Annotated in this window: 16 protein-coding genes; 3 read left to right on the top strand and 13 right to left on the bottom strand. The window is 62.9% G+C overall.

The window, feature by feature from the left end; translation table 11 throughout:
* Nucleotides 1–35: 35 nt before the first annotated feature.
* From ACTQZF_RS05540 to cpaB, 5 genes are read right to left on the bottom strand one after another with little or no spacing between them, the layout of a single operon-like run.
* Nucleotides 36–677, bottom strand: a complete 642-nt coding sequence (locus tag ACTQZF_RS05540) for a type II secretion system F family protein (protein ID WP_441554751.1) — start codon at nucleotides 675–677, stop codon at nucleotides 36–38.
* Nucleotides 674–1600 carry a type II secretion system F family protein gene (locus tag ACTQZF_RS05535; RefSeq protein WP_441554750.1) on the bottom strand — a complete coding sequence of 309 codons (927 nt, stop codon included), beginning with the start codon at nucleotides 1598–1600 and terminating at the stop codon, nucleotides 674–676. The genes ACTQZF_RS05540 and ACTQZF_RS05535 overlap by 4 nt, the downstream gene beginning before the upstream one ends.
* On the bottom strand, nucleotides 1573–2901 hold the full coding sequence (locus tag ACTQZF_RS05530) for a CpaF family protein (protein WP_441554749.1): 1329 nt from the start codon (nucleotides 2899–2901) through the stop codon (nucleotides 1573–1575). The genes ACTQZF_RS05535 and ACTQZF_RS05530 overlap by 28 nt, the downstream gene beginning before the upstream one ends.
* Nucleotides 2898–4535 carry a nucleotide-binding protein gene (locus ACTQZF_RS05525; RefSeq protein WP_441554748.1) on the bottom strand — a complete coding sequence of 546 codons (1638 nt, stop codon included), beginning with the start codon at nucleotides 4533–4535 and terminating at the stop codon, nucleotides 2898–2900. The genes ACTQZF_RS05530 and ACTQZF_RS05525 overlap by 4 nt, the downstream gene beginning before the upstream one ends.
* The gene (gene cpaB / locus ACTQZF_RS05520) at nucleotides 4535–5194 is read right to left on the bottom strand and encodes a Flp pilus assembly protein CpaB (protein WP_370450646.1); all 660 of its coding nucleotides are present in this window, start codon (nucleotides 5192–5194) and stop codon (nucleotides 4535–4537) included. The genes ACTQZF_RS05525 and cpaB overlap by 1 nt, the downstream gene beginning before the upstream one ends.
* On the opposite strand from cpaB, the gene ACTQZF_RS05515 reads away from it, so the two are divergent.
* Complete coding sequence (locus tag ACTQZF_RS05515) at nucleotides 5175–5384, top strand: hypothetical protein (RefSeq protein WP_441554747.1); 210 nt, start codon at nucleotides 5175–5177, stop codon at nucleotides 5382–5384. The two genes, cpaB and ACTQZF_RS05515, sit on opposite strands and share 20 nt — an antisense overlap.
* A 67-nt stretch (nucleotides 5385–5451) precedes the next feature.
* On the opposite strand, the gene rsgA is transcribed toward ACTQZF_RS05515, so the two are convergent.
* Together rsgA and ACTQZF_RS05505 are read right to left on the bottom strand one after the other, a co-directional pair.
* Entirely contained in the window at nucleotides 5452–6405 is a 954-nt protein-coding gene (rsgA, locus tag ACTQZF_RS05510) for a ribosome small subunit-dependent GTPase A (RefSeq protein ID WP_441554791.1), read from the bottom strand.
* 468 nt (nucleotides 6406–6873) lie between these two features.
* Entirely contained in the window at nucleotides 6874–9555 is a 2682-nt protein-coding gene (locus ACTQZF_RS05505; protein WP_441554746.1) for a cation-translocating P-type ATPase, read from the bottom strand.
* A 442-nt stretch (nucleotides 9556–9997) separates the two neighbouring features.
* Here ACTQZF_RS05505 and pyk point away from each other — a divergent pair, with 442 nt between their 5' ends.
* The gene (pyk, locus tag ACTQZF_RS05500) at nucleotides 9998–11458 is read left to right on the top strand and encodes a pyruvate kinase (protein WP_441554745.1); all 1461 of its coding nucleotides are present in this window, start codon (nucleotides 9998–10000) and stop codon (nucleotides 11456–11458) included.
* A 202-nt stretch (nucleotides 11459–11660) separates the two neighbouring features.
* On the opposite strand, the gene ACTQZF_RS05495 is transcribed toward pyk, so the two are convergent.
* From ACTQZF_RS05495 to pheS, 6 genes are all read right to left on the bottom strand, one after another.
* Nucleotides 11661–12509: a hypothetical protein gene (locus tag ACTQZF_RS05495; RefSeq protein ID WP_441554744.1), complete on the bottom strand. Its 849-nt coding sequence runs from the start codon at nucleotides 12507–12509 to the stop codon at nucleotides 11661–11663.
* Nucleotides 12510–12588: 79 nt separating this feature from the next.
* The gene (locus tag ACTQZF_RS05490; RefSeq protein WP_427748312.1) at nucleotides 12589–13359 is read right to left on the bottom strand and encodes an energy-coupling factor ABC transporter ATP-binding protein; all 771 of its coding nucleotides are present in this window, start codon (nucleotides 13357–13359) and stop codon (nucleotides 12589–12591) included.
* A 44-nt stretch (nucleotides 13360–13403) separates the two neighbouring features.
* Nucleotides 13404–14240, bottom strand: coding sequence for an energy-coupling factor transporter transmembrane component T family protein (locus ACTQZF_RS05485; protein WP_441554743.1), 837 nt, complete (start codon nucleotides 14238–14240; stop codon nucleotides 13404–13406).
* Nucleotides 14218–15303, bottom strand: a complete 1086-nt coding sequence (cbiM, locus tag ACTQZF_RS05480) for a cobalt transporter CbiM (RefSeq protein WP_441554742.1) — start codon at nucleotides 15301–15303, stop codon at nucleotides 14218–14220. The genes ACTQZF_RS05485 and cbiM overlap by 23 nt, the downstream gene beginning before the upstream one ends.
* A 246-nt stretch (nucleotides 15304–15549) precedes the next feature.
* On the bottom strand, nucleotides 15550–18003 hold the full coding sequence (pheT, locus tag ACTQZF_RS05475; protein ID WP_441554741.1) for a phenylalanine--tRNA ligase subunit beta: 2454 nt from the start codon (nucleotides 18001–18003) through the stop codon (nucleotides 15550–15552).
* A 181-nt stretch (nucleotides 18004–18184) separates the two neighbouring features.
* A complete protein-coding gene (gene pheS, locus ACTQZF_RS05470) occupies nucleotides 18185–19261 on the bottom strand; it encodes a phenylalanine--tRNA ligase subunit alpha (RefSeq protein ID WP_154517607.1) in 1077 nt (358 codons plus the stop codon).
* A gap of 505 nt (nucleotides 19262–19766) precedes the next feature.
* Between pheS and ACTQZF_RS05465 the strand changes: the two genes are divergently transcribed.
* Nucleotides 19767–21341, top strand: coding sequence for a carboxypeptidase M32 (locus tag ACTQZF_RS05465; RefSeq protein WP_441554740.1), 1575 nt, complete (start codon nucleotides 19767–19769; stop codon nucleotides 21339–21341).
* The last annotated feature ends 252 nt before the right edge of the window (nucleotides 21342–21593 follow it).

Here is a 21593-nt window from a genome sequence, read left to right as displayed (position 1 = left end):
CCATAACGTCAGCCATTTTGTTCATGTATTCCTCCCTACATCATCCCGCCTGCTCCCAGCAGCGGGCCCAATATGGATAACAGCAGTGCCGGCAAGATGAGCGTGCCAGTGGGAATCAGCAGCTTGACGGGCGCTCGTTCAATCTCGCGCTCGACCGCGGCACGATGGGCGGCGCGGATCTCGCGACTTTGGGCAGCAAGGGTCTCGGCAAGCGGGGCACCCAGGGCGAGCGCTTGACCCACCGTAATGGCAAAGGTCTCGAGCGCCCGCACGTCCAGGTCCTGCGCGGCCGCCAACAACTCGTCCTCGCGCGCTCCCACGCCCACCTGCCACGCCATGCATGCCCGTTCAAGCCGAACAGTCAGCGCCGATCGACGATTGGCGCAAAAGATCTCGAGCGCCGCATCGAACGAAAGGCCGGCGGAAAGCCCCAGGCGCACCACATCAATCATCTCGGACACCTCGCCGAGCGAAACCTGCGCTGAGTTGTCCACGCCAAATGCGCCCCTCACCCGCGCAATAGCGGCATCGATCACCGAATAGGCCGCAGCAACGACCAGCACCGCCTCGCCCCTGAAAATCTCCATGGTCTGGCGCACATCCGAGCGCTCCAGGCCCGTCGCGACAAATACGCCGAAGGCGCACAGGCAAGCCGTGGCGGCAACCAGGGCGCTCACAGCTCCACCCGCATAATGCGTCGGATAACCATTAGGGCGACGCCGTTAAGGGCAAGCCCCAGAACCACGGCGCCGGCGCCTACCGGCGTTGCGAGACCGTAGCGAAAATCTGCCGAAAGCAGGGCCAGCACCGCGCACATACCCGCCGGCATCGCCGCGACCATATGCGCCGACATGCGCGCCTGCGACGTTTTGACATCCAGGCGGCGCTTGAGCTCGATACGCTCCCCCACCATGCTCGACGCCTCGGACAGCAGATCGGCAAGCGGGGCACCGGTCCGCTGCGACACCTTGAGCGCCAACGTGACAAGCGAAAGCCCGGGGGCGTCGATGCGGACAAGCAGGTCGTCGAGCGCATCGGCAGCCGAAATGCCACAGTCGATCGCCGCCGCTACCAGCAGAAACTCGGTATGCACCGGCTCTTGCGCGTGAGCGCCCACAAACCGCATGCCCTGGGCCAGCGAATGTCCCGAGGCAAGCGACATGGAAAGTGCCGTAAAGGCCTCGGGCATAGCTTCCTCCACATCGCGCTGCTCGCGTCGGTGGTCAAAGATGTCGCGTGCGGCGCCCGCGGCAAAGGGCGCAACCGCCCCCAAAACAAAGCCGATGGGCGATAGCGACACCACGGCAAGTGCAAGGCAGCAGACGCCACTCGATAGGAACAGGAACGCCAAGCGTGAAGCATCATCCTCAACGACAAGACCGATGCGGCGCACGGGAACCAACGATACCCAGGAGCGGGCGATCTTTTTTAGCAGATCATTTTTCACCAGCTCGCGTGGCAGCTTCTCGGCCACCGATTCAAACATATGGCGCACCAGCTCCGCCGGCGGCATCCTCGGCACATGAGGCTCCACTCCGCATACCGTCGCGACCGAAAACCCGGCAAGGCCCCCTACGACGAGGGGCACAACGACCTCCATTCGTCCACCTCCTCCTGCGTAAGCGTTCCCGAGCGCAAGCCCTCTGCGATAAACGGCGGCTCGCGGTTGAGGGTCCAGGTGCGCTCGGCGGCATCGAAGGTCACGTAGCGCTCGAGTTCCACGCCACCCGACGCGCCGCGTCGCACCCCCGAATAGGAGGACACAAAACGCCGGCCGTCCGCATGGCGCTCGGACATCACGATGCCGTCGAGCGCCATAGCGATTTGTTCCTCGATAAGCTCGCTCGGCAGATCGATGCCATAGCGCGCAAGCAGCGTCAAACGCACCACGGTCTCTTGTTCGGTGCCCGCATGAAGCGTGGTGAGCGACCCATCGTGCCCGGTGTTCATGGCCTGCAGCATGTCGCAACATTCCGCACCGCGTACCTCACCCACCACAATACGGTCGGGACGCATACGCAGGGCGTTGGTCACCAAGTCGCGGATTGTCACCGCACCCTCACCCTCAATTGAAGCCTCGCGCGCCTCCAGGCGAACCACATGCGGGTGATGCGCGAACTTGAGCTCGGCGGAATCCTCGATCGTCACGATGCGCTCGCCGGTAGATATCTCGCACGATAGCGCGTTGAGCAGCGTAGTCTTGCCCGACCCCGTACCGCCCGCAACCGCCAAATCTTGGCGCAGCGACACCGCACACGAAAGCAGTTGCGCATACCAAAGCGGCAGCGACCCCAGGCCCACAAGCTCGTCCAACGAACAGATGCGATCCGAGAACTTGCGGATAGTGAGGATCGGCCCATCGATCGCCACGGGCGGAATCACCGCGTTGACGCGATAACCTGTTTTGAGGCGGGCGTTGACGATGGGACTGCGCTCGTCGATACGCCTGCCCAGCGGCGAGATGATGCGGTCGATGAGCACGCGGATCTGCTCGTCATCCTCAAACGCATGCTCGATAGGGTATAAGACCCCGCCGCGCTCAAAGAAAGCCGAGCGGCAACCGTTGACCATAATCTCGGTGACGGTGTCGTCCTCGATGAGCGGCTGCAGCGGGCCCAAGCCCACCACGTCATCCAAGATCTCGTTGATGATGGTCTCACGCTCGGGCGTCGCCAGATCGGTCAGTTCTTCCACGTTGAGTGCCGCCTCCACCGCAGGACGCAATTCCGAGCGGGCAAGAACCGGATCGACGTAGGCACTGATGCGTGCCACCTCGTCGTAGCCCACGCGGTCCATCACGGCCCGCTTGGTGCGGCGCTTGACCGCACGGCGCCGTCCCACATCGACAGGTGCCGTCGCCGCTGCCGCACCGGCTGCTTTAATTCTCGTTTGCAGGCTCATCGGCAATCACCCTCACGCGACCAGGGAAGGCGGATGCGCGGGCGTTCGGTGCGCGTTGCACGGTCGGCGACCATATCGCTCCAAGGGCCGACGGCGCACCCCAGTTCCACGAGCATCTCACGCGTGGCCTCGCGCACGCTGGTCGCGAAAGCGCTGGTCTGCCCCACTGCCTCGTCAGCGCGCCCAAACGCCATGAGCGCGGCGAGATCCTGCCCGCCATCGGCGATACGAATCTTGGAGCTCAACGCACAGGCAATCTCAAAGCGCATGGCGATATCCTCGTCCGCCCCACGCGCGCCAAATCGGTTGAATACGGCGCTCATGCGCGTGCGCGGCACGCCCACACGGCTCGCCAGCTCAATGACGCGCGCTGCAGACGTCGCGGAAGAAACTGCCGCATCACCCACGACAAGGCAACGGTCGCACGCTGCCACCGCAGCCGCCACGGCATCGCCCCAAAAGACCGAGGTATCGATAAGGACCACGTCGGACTCACAACGCAAGATGTCGAGCAGCAGCTCTACCGGACGCGCCATGAGCTCGGCGCGCTCGGGCGCTGCGACAGGCCCCCAAAGCGTAACGCCTGGGGCAACGCGCATCGATGCAGCGACCACGTCTTGCTCCGCAAGTGCGCCCGCGACCGACGGCTCGATAAGTGTCGCCATGTCATGCGGGGCATCGGCGCCCAGCAAGTCGTAGAGATTTCCAAACATTAGGTCCAAATCGAGTACGGCAGCTCGCAGACCCAGCAACGAAGCGGCATGCGCCATCGTGGCGACAATCGTCGATTTGCCACAGCCGCCCGATCCCGAGACGGCGCAGATGACCGGAGCTCGATGCGACGTCGACGCAGTGTCTGCCAGCGGTGCAGGGGCTGACGACGTGGGCGGCAACGTCCCCGTCTCGCCAGCCGCACCCAAGTGCTGCGTCCACGCCGGCACGGCAGGCTGCTCAAACGGTAGGGGCGGAACTGGGGATTCCGCTGTCACGTCGACGTGCGGGCCATCACCCGCGACAAGGCCCTCGACCTCATCGAGTCCATCGGCCAGGCTCACGCCGTGCACGTATCCCATATCTACGGCCAGGAGGTCTTCGCCATACGGCACCGACGCTCCGACGTCACCACATGCAAGGGGGCCCGGGGGGCGCCGAACATGCTCGGCTTCCGCTTTCCCATAGTCATCAACACGCGGGCCTCTTGTAGCGCGAGGCGCCCCGGGTTCCCTATCAACAAAAACATCGGGCTCAGGCGACACGCCCCAATCGGAATCAACCGCTCCCTCGCCCACATGTCCGCTGCCGCATATGCTGTGCGCAGCGATGACCTCGGTCGCCCCCGCGCGAAACAGCCCCTCGATATCCGACGGATCGAGCGCCTCTATCAACACGATGACGCGGCTCATGCGTCCTTCGGCAGTCAGGCGCGCGACGGCCTCTCGCACATCTTTAGTATCAAACAGGGATGCCGCGATAATGGCAGCGCCACGGCGCGAAGGAAACGCCCGAGCCATAGACACCAACCCGTCTAGGTCGCCCACGCGAAGCACCTGCGCGCCCGCATCGCGGCCCTCGACTTCCTGCTGCAGCAGTCCGTAATCGCCACACGCGCAGCACGCAAGCCAGATCGCCTTCATCACTCGTCGCCTCCGCTCTTTTTGCCGCGTGCCGTGGCGGGAATCGTCAAGCTGACCGTTCCCTTGCCCGAGGCCCCCAGCAATTCCTTGACGTCTTTGGGGTCGGCCGCCAGCGTCACCCACTCGACCTTGCCTTCGCGCGTGGCACCGGCCTCGTCGCTGGTATCGATCACATACGCGCCGCACAGCCGGTCGGTCACGCCGTCTTTTTGCACGTACACATCCACGTAGCTGCCCACGCCTGCGGCTCCGCCCACCGAATGCTCGGCATCGACCGCCACCGAAACGGCAACCTTGCCCTTGGGCACCTCGAGCGTATGGCTCTCGGCTTTGGTGTAGACATCGCAGACCACGGCATTTTTGGGAATACGCGAGGTCGTCACGTCGCCACGCACCTGGCGCAGCTCGGTCGCCGCATCGCGCGGCAGCAGGCTCGCGAGCCACTCTTGGGTTACGACATTGGTCTCGTCGAGGGTCTCACCCACATCGATATCACGTGCGGCAACGCAAACTTCGACGCGATCGCCGCCGTATTTGGCCAAGGTTTTGGCCTGGGCCTGCTCAGCCCGCGAACGAACCGATGACCCGTAAACCATGCAGAGTGCCGCGGCGAGCACGCCCGCTGCCAGACTGATGGCGATGCGCTTGCTCTTGTTCACGGCAGCTCCTCTCAAGACAGCACTGGGCGGATGGGATGCCCGTACCACTATTGTCCGAGCGGCCAAGCAACAAAACAGCGCGATCACCATCTTGGTTTTAAGTGTCAAACCAATTACCAGCCAAGAGCTGACCAACCCGTCAAGCCCGCGGCAAGGTTTTGGTCAGCGCGTCGGCAAAACGCTCATTTAAGGGCGCATCGCCAGTAAAAAAGCCGCCTCCCGCACAGTTGGAAGACGGCTGTCATAGATAAATTCAATTACAGATGGACATCGGGATCGAGCATTTGGGCACTCACACGCATGGATGACGCCAAGTTTTGGAACGTTTCCAGGCGCAGGCCATCGATCTGCCCGGCATCGGCGGCCTCGCGAACGGCGCAGCCCGGTTCGTGGGTATGCGTGCAGTCGCCAAACCGACACGCACGCGACGCCTCGACGATCTCGGGGAAGGCACGCGCCAGGCCCCGCTCGTGACCAACGAGTGGCAAACTGCGCAGGCCCGGAGCGTCGGCAATGACGCCGGCGTCGCCCGGCAGCGCCACCATCACGCGCGCGACCGTGGTATGGCGGCCTTGGTCGTCGCGCTCGCGCACACCACCGGTAGCCAGCGCATCGTGGCCCAGCAGCGCATTGAGCAGCGTCGACTTTCCGGCCCCCGACTCACCCAGGATCATGGCGCACGTTCCCGCCGGCACGCAGGCGCGCACCTCGTCCAAACCACGGCCTTCGGCAGAGGACGTCACGATCACGCGCACGTCCGGGCCCACCAGACGGCGCACGCGATCCAGATCGCGCTCGAGTTCCGCGGCCTCGCAGCGGTCGGCCTTGGTAAGCACCACCACCGGCTCGGCATCGCAGTCGAGCGCCAACACCAGCGAGCGCGCCACGCGGTCGAGCAGCACCTCGCCGGCGCCAAGTGCCTGCACGATCAGCACGCTATCCACGTTGGAACAAAGCACCTGACGCTCGCCGCGGGCGCGGCCACGCCAACGCTCAAAACTCGTGTGTCGTGGCAGAACGCATTCGATTACGCCCATGTCGTGCCCGGGCGCACGACGCACCGCCACGCGGTCGCCCACAGCCGGCAGCAGCACCTCGTCCTCGCCACGCGACTTGGCAAACCCCACGGCATGCTCGGCACGAAAGGTATCGTCGGCCGTCGCCACCAGCGGAAACCCGCGATCTAAGCGCACCACGGCACCCAGCTGCATCTGCTCGGGCTCCTCGGCTTGGGCGCAAAAATCGTCAAATGCCGCCTGCTGAGCCGCGGCGACCGGCAGATCGCCAAACGCCGGAACATCCTGCAGCGCATCGAGTCCCGGCACGCTCGCCAGCAGCTCCTCGACAGACGCGGGGGCTTCGGTCGCAAGCTTCCGACGACGATCACGCTTGGCCCGCGCCCCCGTCGTCTTTTTCTTCGCCTTAGCCCTAGCCTTGCCCACAAGCGCCTCCCAGCACCACAAATCACAACTGAGCAGGTATTTTAATCAAAAAGAGCTGGCCGGGCAAAGCCCGACCAGCTCACACACTTTCCCTCAGCCAATGGTCCCGAGAGGCCATCCGAAGGCCCGACCGCCGGGAGGGGTTTCTTCTGAGCGATCCCGCAGCGCGAAGCGCGAGGACCAGCGAAGAAGAAACCCCGCAGGCGGTCGGGCCGGTGGGAAGGACGGCCTTTCGACCTACTCCTTCTCGACTGCGCGCATGATCGCCTTGTAGATCTCCATCAGCGGAATGATCAGGAAGGCAAGGCCCAGCGCGGCGATAACGCCCTTGAGCTCAAGCGTCACGGGGCCAAAGAACATCTCGGCAAGCGTCGGCTGCACGGTTACGATCACCGTCAGCACCAGCGCCAGCGCGGCAGAGGCCCACAGCCACTTGTTCTGCTTCTTCATCTTAAACAGCGACGTGCGGCGGCTGCGCATGTTAAAGCAGTGGAAGATCTCGACCATGTTGAGCGTGATGAAGGCCATCATCACGCCTTCCTCGTCGGCGACGCCGGCGATCATATCGGAGATGTGGATGTAGCCCATGTCAAAGTACACGCCCACAAAGAAGCTCGCCAGCACCAGCGCGGCAATGATCAAGCCCTGGACCACGCAGTCCAGACCCATATTGCCGGCAAAGACGCCGTCCTTGGCGTTGCGCGGCTTGCGCTTCATGATGTCGCCCTCGGCATCCTCCATGCCCAGCGCGAGCGCGGGGAAGCAGTCGGTGACCAGGTTCACCCACAGCAGCTGCACCGGCTGGAAGATGGTAAAGCCGATGAGCGTGGCGATAAACACCGAGAACACCTCGGCAAGGTTGGCCGAAAGCAGGAACTGGATGACCTTGCGGATGTTGTCGTAGATGCGGCGACCCTCTTCGCAGGCACCGATGATGGTGGCGAAGTTGTCGTCGGCAAGCACCATGTCGGCGACGTTCTTGGTAACGTCGGTACCGGTGATGCCCATGCCAACGCCGATGTCGGCGCGCTTGATGGACGGGGCGTCGTTGACGCCGTCACCCGTCATGGCCACGATCTGGTCGCGCGACTTCCAAGCCTCGACGATGCGGGTCTTGTGCTCGGGCTGGACGCGGGCGTACACGCCGTAGTCCTCGATGTGCGCGTCGAGTTCCTCGTCGCTCATGCGATCGAGGTCGGCACCGGTGATGGCATGGCTGCGATCGGTGACGATACCCAGCTGCTTGGCAATGGCCACGGCGGTGTCGATGTGGTCGCCCGTGATCATGACGGTGCGGATACCGGCATCGTGGGCCTCGCGGATGGCGTCGGCGACCTCGGGGCGGACCGGGTCAATCATGCCGGACAGGCCGCAGAAGACCAGGTCGTGCTCGAGCGCGGCGGGGCTGCAGTCGCTCGGGACCTCGGTGTAGGTGCGGCTTGCCAGCGCCAGCACGCGCAGGGCCTCGTCGGCCATGGCCTTGTTGGCGGCCACGAGCTCGGCACGACGCGCCTCGGTCAGGGGGACGACCTTATCGCCCTCGTAGATGTGGGTGCACAGGCCGATCACCACGTCGGGCGCGCCCTTGGTGTATTGCTCGTACTCGCCGTCCAGGGTCTCAACGACCACGGACATCATCTTGCGGCCCGAGTCAAACGGGGCCTCGCCCACGCGCGGGTGCTCGGCAGTCAGACCAGTGAGGCCCGCCTTTCCGGCATCGTTGACGAGCGCGCACTCGGTCGGCTCGCCCACGGCCTCGCCCAGTTCCTCGTCCCACTGGGCATCGGAGCACAGCGCCATGCCTGCCAGGAACTTCTCCTTAGGCGCAGCGAGCTCGTGCTTGACGACGGTCATCTTGTTTTGGGTAAGGGTACCGGTCTTGTCGGAGCAGATGGTCTGCGTGCAGCCGAGAGTCTCGACGGCAGAGAGCTTGCGGATAATTGCCTGGCGCTTGGCCATCTTGGTCACGCCAAGAGACAGCACGATGGTCACGACGGCGACCAGGCCCTCGGGGATGGCGGCGACGGCGAGCGAGACGGCGACCATAAAGGTGTCGAGCAGGGCAGTCGGGTCGGTAAGGACGTTGCCCACGCCGTGGCGGACGATGTCGACGCCAAAGATCACGACGCAGATGACGATCACCATAATGGTGAGGATACGGCTGAGCTCGGCGAGCTTCACCTGCAGCGGCGTGAGCTCTTCCTTGGCCTCGGCCAGGGCACCGGCGATCTTGCCCATCTCGGTATCCATGCCGGTGCCGACCACGACGGCGCGGCCACGGCCGTACACAACGGTGGAGCCCATGTAGCACATGTTCTTGCGGTCGCCGAGCGGCACGTCATCGGTGCCCGCGGCAAGCTCGATCACGTTGGCGTGCTTCTCGACCGGCACCGACTCGCCGGTGAGCGCGGCCTCTTCGATTTTCATCGTGGCGCTCTCGAGCACGCGGCAGTCGGCCGGGACGGAGTCGCCCGCCTCGAGCATGATCACGTCGCCGGGTACGAGCTCGGCGCTCGGCAGGTGCACGAGTTTGCCGTCGCGTAGAACCTTGGACTGCGCCGCGCTCATCTCCTGAAGGGCCTCGAGGGCCTCCTCGCTCTTGGCTTCCTGGACCACGCCCAGCACCGAGTTGACGATAACGACGAACATGATGATGGCGACATCGGCAAAGTCCGCCTCGCCCTTAACCATGCCCGTGAGCGCGCTGATAACGGCGGCAACGATCAACATGATGACCATGGGGTCGGCCATCTGCTCAAAGAAACGCTTCCACAGCGGCGTCTTCTCGGCTTCCTCAAGCTTGTTAGGGCCTGTCTTGGCGAGGCGCGACGACGCCTCGTCGTTGCTCAGGCCGAGGTTCTCATCGACACCTTGGTCGCTGAGCACCTCCGCCGCGGCGGACAGGTATTCCTTTTGCATATAGAGTCCCCTCCTGGGATTCGGGCCACTCAGCAGATTGATGCCCGATCATAATTCCCAGGAGAAGGGCAAGGGCTCATCAAGGCTGCCGTGCTGAGCGGCAGTTGATAGTGGAGCTATGGTACCCCAAAGCGACGCGTCTAGCCAAAACAATCCATTTGGAAATATGGTCCGTATGCAACGATGCGGACCGTGTGATGCTCAATACTGATAAAACGTTTTTTCTTAGGCGCGTCGCCAAACTAAAATATCACCCAGATAGCAGCGGTTAGAGCGGTTGGTAAAGTTTTTTCATATACCGTTTTTCCCGTAAAAAATGAACTTCTAATTCGGCATACGGTCGATTTTTTGGGGTATTCGGTCGGTATTTCGTTATAATCAACTCAGTTTTATTTCTTATGGTTTATCTATCAGCGCAAGACGATGTCAGATGGAGGTCTGAATGTACAAGCGCACTAAGATTGTATGCACCATGGGTCCCGCCTGCGATAGCGACGAGACCATCCGCGAGATGATCAAGGCGGGCATGAACGTCGCCCGTTTTAACTTCTCGCACGGCTCCTACGACGAGCACCACGGTCGCATCGAGCGCGTCCGTCGTATTTCCAAGGAGCTCGGTATGCCCGTCGGCATCCTGCTCGACACCAAGGGCCCCGAGGTCCGCACCGGTCTTCTGGTCGACGGCAAGAAGGTTGCCGTCAAGACCGGCGACAAGATCGTCGTCACCGCTCAGCCCACGTCCGAGGATTTCCACGGCACCGCTGAGCACATCTCCCTCGACTACCTGGCTCTGCCCTCCGAGGTCGAGAAGGGCTCCCTCATCCTGATCGATGACGGCCTGGTTGCCCTCGAGGTCGAGTCCGTCGACGGCCAGGACATGACCTGCGTCGTCAAGAACGACGGCCTGATCGGCGAGCGCAAGGGCGTCAACATGCCCAACGTCAACATCTCGCTGCCCGCCATCACCGAGCGCGATCGTCAGGACATCCTCTTTGGCCTGACCGAGAACATCGACTACATCGCCGCTTCCTTCATCCGCGACGGCGAGTCCGTCCGCGGCATCCGCGAGCTTTGCCGCGAGAACGGCGGCGAGCACGTGACGATCTTCCCGAAGATCGAGTGCGCCCTGGGCGTCGAGAACTTCGATGAGATCCTCGAGGCTTCCGACGGCATCATGGTCGCCCGTGGCGACCTGGGCATCGAGATCAAGCCCGAGCTCGTTCCGCACATCCAAAAGGAGATCATCGCCAAGTGCAACGCGGCCTACAAGCCCGTTATCACCGCTACGCAGATGCTCGACTCCATGCAGCAGAACCCGCGCCCGACGCGCGCCGAGGTTGCCGACGTTGCTAACGCCATTTACGACGGTACCGACGCCGTCATGCTGTCCGGCGAGTCCGCTGCCGGTAAGTACCCGGTCGAGGCCGTCAAGATGCAGGCCAGCATCGCTCTCGAGACCGAGAAGCACCTCCCGGCTCACGCTCCGCTCGAGGTTCCGACCGATGCTCACGGCACCCGCGTCGTCAACAACGTTGTGGGTATGTCCGCTGTGAACATGGCCACCACCGTTGGCGCCAAGTGCATCACCGTGCCGACGACCACCGGCCGTACCGCTCGCCTGATCTCGCACTTCCGTCCCAACATGCCGATCTGCGCGTTCTCCCGCCACGAGTGGGCCGTCCAGCAGATGATCATGTACTGGGGCGTTATCCCGCACAAGGCCGAGATTACCCAGGGCACCGTCAACGGCACGATCGTCAAGGCGATCGAGACCGCTAAGGAGCTCGGCTACGTCGAGGCCGGCGATTTGACCGTCGCTACCGCCGGCGATCCCCGCATGAGCGTCCAGCTTGAGGACAAGGTCTCCTCGACCAACGTCGCTTACGTCGCTCAGGTGCGCTAAATCGTACTTGCAAGCACATTTGCATTGCAAAGGGCCCGGAAGGCTTCGCCTTCCGGGCCCTTTTTAAGACCTACTTCATATGCCGCTTCATCGATTTGTGTTCAATCGCGAACCTTTCCGATGCCGAGCGCACCACCGAAGATGCCCTGCAACGGAAGCTGTTGGTCAATTGGGGTGAACTGTTCACCGTTACGTCAGCCGGCTAGCAGCTAGCGATCAGAGGGACTGCAGGGACGTCAGAATCGTCAACACGGGCGGCAAAACCCGCCTCGGTTAGCTCGACGACCTCGGTAAACGTTGCGTCAAAGAACTCTTCGGTCAGCAGGCGGTACGGCGGATGATCCGTATTGCCGGGGTTTTCGCGCACAATCTCGTGCATAACGCCAATTGTCTTGAGCACATACTCTTGTGGGATCGAATACTGACCAAACTGGGCCGCCGCGGTATAGAGGCGATCGGTCGCACGCGGGATAGAAACGATGCCGAGCGTCTTGCCAAACCAGTCAAAGTCTCCCTGCTTTTTAATGCGGAATTCCTCGCACGGCTTGCCGCCGCGCGCCTCGAGATATTGGTTCACGCGCGTGTTCCACACGGTATCGGCCGCCAGATGCGACCAAACGCCCAGCGTCAAATCGAGTAGCGACTGCGCCACGTCATCGGGCGCGAGCGAAAACTCGGCGGCGCCGGGGCCGTCAACCGGCTCGGCGTCTTTGTAGCGCTGCGGATAGTGCACCCGATTGAGCCTTTCACGCTCTTCGACAATCGAGGTCGCTGCAGCCGGCGCACCCGCCGGCGCACCTTCAAGCAACGGCGCCACATAGGTGTCCCAAAACTCATGCTCGCGTGGCTTAGGAATGGGCTCGGGCTTGGCAAAGTGCGTGATGCGATACGGGATGGGGTCGGCAATACCGGGAACCATGTAGCCCACAAAAATGTCCGGAACCACGCTGCCAAACAAAAAGGCATTGCGGTCACGCACGTTATCGGCAAGCGCGCCGGCACGCGCCAGAAGTCGTTCCGTCTGAGCGATATGAATATTCCAACTTGGCATAGCCACCCCCGTAAAAACCCGGATAACTATACCATTCGCAGCAAGTCACGCGCGCGGCCGCAACCCCAATATGCAGCAGCTATTCTGCTGCACCGTTTTCGGTTCCATATGACGGCACGGGAGCCTCGACCACGTGGTGATATCGATCGATATAAATCGCACGGGCCCCAAGACGTCGTACTAAATCCTGATGATGCGTGCTCATCAAGACCGTCTTACCGGCAGCAACATAAGCCAGTAGAAAGTTGACCACGATGTCGCAAGATTCCTCGTCAAGTCCGTTGGTAGGCTCGTCGAGCACCAGAATATCGGGGTTCATCGATACGACGGCAGCCAGCGCCACACGCTTCTTTTGCCCGCCCGAAAGCTGATAGGGCGAGGCATCGACCAGATCGGCAACCTGAAACAGCTCCATGGCATCACGGACGCGGCGCCCAAGCTCGTCCGCCGAAAGCCCCATTTGAGCCGGGCCAAACGCGACCTCCTCGCCGACCGTGGCGCAAAAGAGCTGTGCATCGGCGTTTTGGAACACGAAGCCCACGCGCTGATGGAACCGCTGGGCCATCGCGGAATCCTTGAGATATGCCGCATCGACCACATGTCCATCAAACAGGTACGTACCCGCATCCGCAAGCTCAAGGCCGTTGATAAGCCGCATGATCGTCGTCTTACCGCAGCCGTTGGGTCCAAGCAGCGCAACCAGCTCACCGCGATTAACCTGCAGCGACACGCCATCGACCACCGTATGGCCCGCATAGGAAAACACCACGTCGCGAAACTCGATGAGCGGCGTGGCCTTGGCGCCGGCAGCACCGCTCGCACCCATCGCACCATTTGTATCGTTTGCCAAAACGTCGCCCTTCCCTGTTCACATCGACGGCTTGACCGCCCGCGCTACAGCACCGCGCAGAACACGGCGAGCAGCACCACAACGGCCGCATAGACCGCGTCGCGCCAGCCAAAGCCGTTCCGCGCAGGCGCCGGATATGCGCCGGCAAAACCGCGGCAAAGCATAGCCTCGTCCATCGCGCGGCTGCATTCCATCGCCTTGATAAAGGTCATGCCCATGATACCCGCGATCGAATCGGTACGCGAAAATCCTGCAGGCGCGCGGCCCACACTGCGAAGCATGACCGATTCGCACAGGTCGTGCGCCGTGCGACCCAGCACCTCGATGTGTTTGAGCGCCATATCAAACGTAAAGATAACCTCGTCGGGCAGGTGCAGCATCTTAAGCGCCGCCGACATGCGACTCCAGGTAAGCGTCCACGAAACGCCCAGCACCAATGACACATTAACAAAGGTCTTGAGCGCAATCTTGAGCATGGCGCCCGTGGCAGAAGCACCCAGCAGCAGGGCGGGCAGCGCCAAAACCACGGCAAACCCCGCGGCAGCCAACGCCGGTACAAAGGTCGCACGTAGCCCGTGTACGGGGCGCACCGCAACGAGCACCAACGCGATCGTCGTCATCAGCATCAAGTACAGCGGACTCTGCGTCAGGCATACGCACAGGACGCAGACGAACATCCCCACCAAACGCACTGGCGCCGAAACGGAAGAAAGGGCGCGGTCGATAATCGACCCGCCCTTATGCGCGCCGCCGCCTAGGCGAACCCGCTCAAGCAGGCTCGCCAGGTGCAGGACATTCTTTTGCATCACACGATGCCGAGCCCCCGCGGGCTCATAACACTGCTCGGCCGCAAGCCAGCTAGGCAGCTCGACCGTCGCCATGGGCTCCGCTTTCCTTAACCGTCAGCGAGACCAGACGAAAGGCGATGGTGAGCACCGCCACGCCAATCACGCCCGAGAGGATATACATCGCGGCCTGGCCGGCAAAGCCAAGGCCCTGCTCCTCGGAATAGGCCTGCAGATAATCGCCCGTGGGCAGGGCATCGGCAAAGGTCGGGGTATCGAGACCGACCGAAGTCTGCAGACTGTCGTCACCAGCCTCCTGCACGGCGGTCGCGGCGCCCTCAGCGTCCCACTCGCCCCAGGCGTCACCCGTGGCAAGCAAGCCGAGCGGTGTGGCCACGACAAGCACGGCGACCAGGATGAGCGTGGGGACCAGCGAGGTCTTCTTGGCAGCAGCGCCCTCGGCAGCAAGCTGGCCATCGGCGGCCTCGGGCCCGACGATAACGCTCGGCGCCGTCTTCTTAATGAAACCGTAGATGGCGGCCGTCGCCACGCCCTCGACCACGCCGGCTACCAACATGTGCGGGATCATCATGGCCGGAATGGCAATAGAGAGCGGGAAGGGGCAGTACAGCGGAGCGCCCGAAGCGTTGGTAAAGAACATCGGCTGAATACCAAACTCGATCGCCGTGCACAGGGCCGCCAGGCACAGGCCGACCCAACCGCTTACGACGGCCGAAACCGAGGTGCCCCAGCTCTTGTCGTGCAAACGGCTGTTGAGCGCACGGAACACGATAGCGGCGGCAAACGGCAGCACGAAGGCCATGTTAAAGCAGTTGGCGCCAAAGGACAGGATGCCGCCGTCGCCAAACAGCAGCGCCTGCAGCGCCAGCGCGACCGAAACCGCGATGGCCGCGGCCTCCGGGCCCAGCAGCAGCGCGATGAGCGCGCCGCCGACGGCGTGACCCGTGGTACCGCCGGGCAGCGGCACGTTGAACATCATGAGCAAGAAAGAGAATGCGGCGCAGATACCCAGAAACGCCATGTGCTCGCGGTCGAGCGTGGCGCGCACCTTTTTGATGCAGTGAACCCAAACGGGCACCATCACCACTGCCATGACGGCATCGGTCTGCGGGGACAGATAATTATCTGGAATGTGCATGTACGCCTCCCGGTTATCGGCGCACGGAATTACAACGCCGCTTAAATCACCTTGCCAGTGTTACGTATTGTCAGATTCGTAACACGCCACGGGCTATCATAGCAAAACGGCGCACTGCCGACAAAGCAGCACGCCGTTATGTAATGCGCGTGTCATATATGCAGGCTCAGCAGTGCCTTATACCGAGGATAGCAGTCACGTAAGGCTCGGCAGCAGCCACCGCTGACCCATACCCCAGTGCAGGACCTAGCCGCGGACCTCGCCGTTTACGCCCTTGCACACCTTGGTGACGATCTTCTGATGCGCTTTTTCGACCTCTTCGCTGGTAAGCGTGTGGTCGTCGGAGCGATACGTAAGCGCAAAGGCCATGGACTTCTTGCCCACGCCCACGCGGACCGGATCGCGGTAGACGTCGAACAGACGCACACCCTCGAGCAGCTTGCCGCCGGCGCTGGTAATGCGGCGCTCAAGATCCTCGCAAGTCACGGAGTTGTCGACCACGATAGCAAGATCGTGCTCAACAGCCGGGTACTGCGAGAACTCGCGGTAGTTCTCCTGGTTGCGGGCGCCCTTGATCAGCTTGTCCAGGTCGAGCTCAAAGGCAACGACGATCTCGTCGATGCCCATAGCCTCGCGCGCCTCGGGGTGGATCTCGCCGACCCAGCCCAGCACGGTGCCGCCAGACAGAACCTCGGCGGCACGGCCCGGCTGCAAGAAGGCATATCCCTCGCCCTCGACGGGACGGAAGCGAACCTTCTCGATGCGCAGCTGGGCGAGCAGCTCCTCGACAATGCCCTTGCCAAAGAAGAAACGCAGCTTGCGGTACTTCATGTTCCAAGACTGCTCGCTCCACTGGCCCGAGAGCACGCCCGCCACGGACTTGGTCTCCTTGGGCAGGCTGGCGTTCTCGCGGCCGTGGAACAGGCTGCCGACCTCGTACAGGTGCACGTTTGGCGTGCCATGGGCCTCGTTATACGCCACAGACTGCAGCAGGCCCGGCAGCAGCGAGCGGCGCATCTCGGTCTGCTCGGCCACCAGCGGGTTCATAAGTACCACGGGGCAGCCGCGGCCCTCGGTGGACATGCCGATCTTCTCCAGGTCGCCCGGCGCGGCAAAGCCAAAGGTCGTGGTCTCGTTGAGGCCGCAGGCGCGCAGGATCTCGCCGACCTTGCGGGTAAGCTTTTGCTCGCGGGTCAGGCCACCGATGTGGTTCTTGGCAGCCGGGATGGTCGCCGTCACGCGGCCCATGCCCCACAGGCGCAGGACCTCCTCGATCAGGTCGATCTCGCGCGGCAGGTCGGGGCGGAAACTCGGCGGGGTAACCATAAAGTCCTCGCCGTCGCGCTCGACGGTGCAGCCCAGGCGGGTGAGCGAGCGCTCGATAAAATCGGGCTCAATGTCGGCGCCGCAGATGGCGTGCACGCGGGCCAGGCGCAGCTTGATGCTGTCGATGGTCTTGGGCGCGGGGAACACATCCACGTAGCCGGGAGCGACCTCGCCGCCGGCGATCTCCTCGATGAGCGCGCAGGCGACATTGGCCACATCCACGCAGCCGGTCTCATCGACCTGGCGCTCAAAGCGGATGGAGGCGTCGGAGATCAACGACAGGTCGCGGCTGGTGTGCGAGGTACGGCCGGCGTCGAAGCAGGCGCTCTCGACCATCACGTCGACGGTGTCGTCCTCGATCTCGGAATCCATGCCGCCCATAACGCCGGCCAGCGCCACGGGGCGCTCGCCGTCGGTAATGAGGCCCATGCCGGCGTCGAGCGTGCGCTCCTCGCCGTCGAGCGTCGTGAACTTCTCGTCCTGCTGGGCGGCGCGAACCACCACGCGGCGATGACCATCGCGCTCGGCAAAGGTGTCCAGGTCAAAAGCGTGCAGCGGCTGACCGGTGAGCATCATCACGTAGTTGGTGATGTCGACGATGTTGTTGTGCGGACGCACGCCCAGGGCGTTAAGGCGCTTGACCATCCAGTCGGGCGAGGGGCCGACCTTCACGTTGCGCACGATGCGGGCGACATAGCGGTCGCACAGGCCCTCGTCGGCAATCTCGACCGAAAGCTCGTCGTCGGTCGCGCGGCCGGTCTCCGCCTTGATGGCGGGCAGCTCAACGTGGAAATCGCGGTCGAAGATGGCACCGGTCTCACGGGCCATGCCGATCATGGACAGGCAGTCGGGGCGGTTGGGCGTGATCTCGCAGTCGAGCACGGTATCACTCGAGCCCACATACTCGGCAAACGGCATGCCGCAGGGCGTATCCTCGGGCAGGATCATGATGCCGGAGTGGTCGCCACCCAGGCCGAGCTCGCGCGCGGAGCAGTTCATGCCCATGGACACGACGCCGCGAAGCTTGCTCTTCTTGATCTTGACGTCACCGGGAAGCACGGCGCCGATCATGGCCGTGACGATGTGGTCGCCGGCCTCAAAGTTCTGCGCGCCGCAGACGATCTGCAGCGGGGCGGGATTGCCGTCGGCGTCGAGGTTCTTGTCACCCACGTCGACCGAGCACACATACATATGGTCGCTATCGGGGTGCGGGGTCTTGGTGAGCACCTTGGCAGTCACCACGTGGTCGAAGGACTCGCCCACGGTGTCGATCGCCTCGACCTCGGTGCCGGTACGGATATATTCGTCCGAAAGGGTCTTGGGATCCTCCGGAATATCGATCATGGTCTTGAGCCAGTCGTAAGAAACACGCATCTAACTGGTCTCCTTTCATCTGTAACGTCTGCAATAAACAGACGGAAAACTCCAGCTACGGAGACGGGTTTCCGAGGTGCCGCAGATTGCCCCGAAAGAGGAGCGCCGCGTACTTGGGTACGCAAGCGACGGTTTGAGGGGCAAGGTGCGGTGGCTCGGGAAGCCGCCGGGACAGGTCAACTTAAAACTGATTCAGGAAACGCATATCGCCTGTCATGAGCGTTCTGAGGTCGGGCAGGTCGTAGCGCAGGGCCGCGACGCGCTCGGCGCCAATGCCAAAGGCGAAGCCGGTGTACTTCTCGGGGTCGATGCCGCAGTTGATCAGGACGTTGGGGTCGACCATGCCGCAGCCCAAGATCTCGATCCAGCCGCTGTGCTTGCAGAAGTTGCAGCCCTTGCCGCCGCAGACGTGGCAGCTCACGTCCACCTCGCAGGAAGGCTCGGTGAAGGGGAAGAAATGCGGGCGGTAACGCGTCTTGCGGTCCTCGCCAAACATGCACTTAACAAAGTAGTCGAGCGTGCCCTTAAGATCGCCAAAGGTGATGCCCTCGTCGACGACCAGGCCCTCGATCTGGTTGAACTGCGGCAGGTGACAGGCGTCGGCCGTGTCGGGACGGTAGACGGTGCCCGGGCAGATCATGTAGATGGGCGGCTTCTGCGACTCCATGGTGTGAATCTGCACGCCCGAGGTCTGGGTGCGCAGCAGCACGTCGGACTCGCCGTGGGCATGCGCCTCGGGGTGCGCGACGCTGCCGGGGTTGTTGTCGACCACATAGAAGGTGTCGCGGGCCGAGCGGCTCGGGTGGTCCATGGGGGCGTTGAGCGCGGTGAAGTTGTAGTAGGAGGTGTCGACCATGGGACCGGACTCGACGGTGTAGCCGATACCGCTAAAGATATCCTCAGCCTCCTCGATAATCTGCTTGATCAGGTGCTGGTGGCCGATCTGCGGACGGATGCCCGGCAGCGTGATGTCGACGGCCTCGTGCTCGAGCGCGTGCTTGAGGGCGGCGGCCTTCATCTCGGTGGTGCGCTCGTCGAGCATGCCCTCAATCAGCTGGCGCATCTCGTTGGCGCGCTTGCCCATCACGGGGCGATCCTCGGGGGCGAGCTTGCCCATCATGCGCATCAGGCCGGTAATACGACCCTTGCGGCCGAGCAGCTCAACGCGCGCAGCCTCGAGCTTGGCAGCGTCGTCGGCGCCTGCGACGAGCTCCTTGGCCTCTTCCTCGAGTTTGACCAGATCATCAATCAGACTCATGTCTTCCCTTTCGTCTCTTGCGTTCCCCGCTCGCCAGGACGACTGCCGCCGTCTGGCGTTGCAAAAACGCGGCCCGGATCGGTAACAAAAAACCGTCCTCGGGCATGTGCATTGCCCAAGGACGGTTGAATTCCGCGGTACCACCTTGTTTGACCCGGCGGATGTCTGGCCCGCCGTGCCCACTCTGTGCCCCTTATCGCGAGGCTCACGGCTTCCCTACTGGGGCTTCGCCGCCACTGGCCGCGCGCCCGTTGAGGTTGCTGCTCGGGAGTGAACGCTTGGCCCTTGCCACCGCAGGAAGGCTTGCAGCCCATGACCTTCCCTCTCTTGCCGGCGACGCGGCGGGCAAAACCCTCTCCGTCAACGCATTGGGCTATAGGATAACACATTCTGCGAGCATATCGCCGCGTTCCGTTTTGTTCGCACTGGGTACAAGGCAGGTAGCTGTGCAAACTGGCCGCACGCCCACCCGTGGCGTCCGGTCTGCGAGATCAAGGATATAGGTATGGGAAAGAAACTCGATAAGAAAGCCAAGGCCGCCGTGGCCAAGGCCTCTAAGAACGCCAAGGCGGGCAAGGGCATCAAGAAGCTCCGCAAGCTCGAAGGCAAACTATGGACCCGCGAGTACCTGCTCAAGATTGCCGAGTTCGATGGCGCGACGATTGCCCCCGCCAACGGCGCTGCGGCCCGCGCCGATGCTATGGGCACCCTTGCCGGCGAACATCACAAGCTCCTGACCAGCAAAAAGTCCGTCGAGCTTGTAGGCTCGCTGGCACACGAGACCGTCGCCGGCGGCAAGATCGACGACCCGCAGCTGCTCGACGAGATCCGTGTGCTCGGCCGCGACCAGCGCGAGGCAAGCGCCATTCCCACCGAAGAAGCCGAAGCCTGGACCAGGCTCACCTGCGAGGCCGACGCCGTGTGGCACAAGGCCAAGACGGCCAACGACTGGGCGAGCTTTGAGCCCTACGTGGATAGAATCGTCGCCCAACTTAAGCATCAGGCCCAGCTCATGGACCCCAAGCGCGACCCATACGATGTTTGGCTCGACCAGTACGAACGCGGCCTTTCCGCCAAGAGCTTCGATGCGTTTTGTGACGAGGTCAAGGCCACCGTCGTGCCGCTCGTTCACGCCATCGGCGAGCGCGGACAGCAGCCTACTGCCGACTTTTTGCATGCCCGCGTGCCCGAGGCCGCCCAGCGCGCCATGAGCTTCGACCTGATGAAGCTCGTCGGCCTTAACCTGGACGACACCACGCTCGCCTTTACCGAGCACCCGTTTAGCGAGGGCTTCTCGGTGGGCGATGCGCGCATCGCCACGCACATCTACGAGGACGACTGCATCTCCAACGTCTATAGCATCATCCACGAGGCGGGGCACGCCATGTACGAGCTGGGCGTGAACCCCGCTTACGCGCGCACGTGTCTGGAGGGCGGCACCTCCATGGGCATTCACGAGAGCCAGAGCCGCTTTTTCGAGAACACCGTAGGCCGCAGTCGCGCTTTTATGGGCCCGCTGCTCGAAGTGCTGCGCCGTCACGCGCCCGAGGTCTACGGCAACGTGGACGAGGACACGCTCTACCACGCCGTGAACATCGCTCAGCCGTCGCTGATCCGTACCGAGGCCGACGAGCTCACCTACCCGCTGCATATTATGGTGCGCTACGAGATTGAGCGCATGCTGTTTGCCGGCGAGGCCACGGCCAAGGACATCCCCGCGCTTTGGAATCGCTTTATGGACGAGTACCTGGGTATTCCCGTTCCCGACGACACGCGCGGCTGCCTGCAGGATACGCACTGGAGCGGCGGCTCGTTTGGCTACTTCCCCACGTATGCGCTGGGCAGCGCCTACGATGCCATGTTTGTGCCGGCCATGTGCCGCGACGGTGTCGACCTTAACGGCGCCTGTGCGAGCGGCGACCTGACACCCGTCCGCGCTTGGCTGGGCGAGCACATTTGGCAGTGGGGCCGCGCCAAGGACGCGCCGGAGCTCATCAAGGGCGCGTGCGGTATGGCATTCGATGCCCGCTACTACTGCAGCTACCTGCAGGACAAGTTCACCACGCTGTACCAGCTGTAAGGATTGACCGGCACGCCATCGCCAACGCCAACCATGTTGACGTCGATGTCTTGGTAACGTCAGCGAAAACGGCCCCAAGCGAGCAAGGTGACGTGAAATCAAAACCACCCCTAAAAGGGGTGGTTTGCTCTTAGGGTATAGCCCTTGGATTTCCGGCACGCGTCTAAAGGCGCCGGCCCTCACGGGGTTCGGGCCGCACTGCAGATTGACCCGTGGCGGGCCGGTCAAACCGGCGCTATTTACGCCCCGGCC

Source organism: Collinsella sp. LCP19S3_H3, from assembly GCF_052119145.1.
Taxonomy (GTDB): Bacteria; Actinomycetota; Coriobacteriia; order Coriobacteriales; family Coriobacteriaceae; genus Collinsella.
This window is presented reverse-complemented; position numbering and strand designations above follow the sequence as displayed.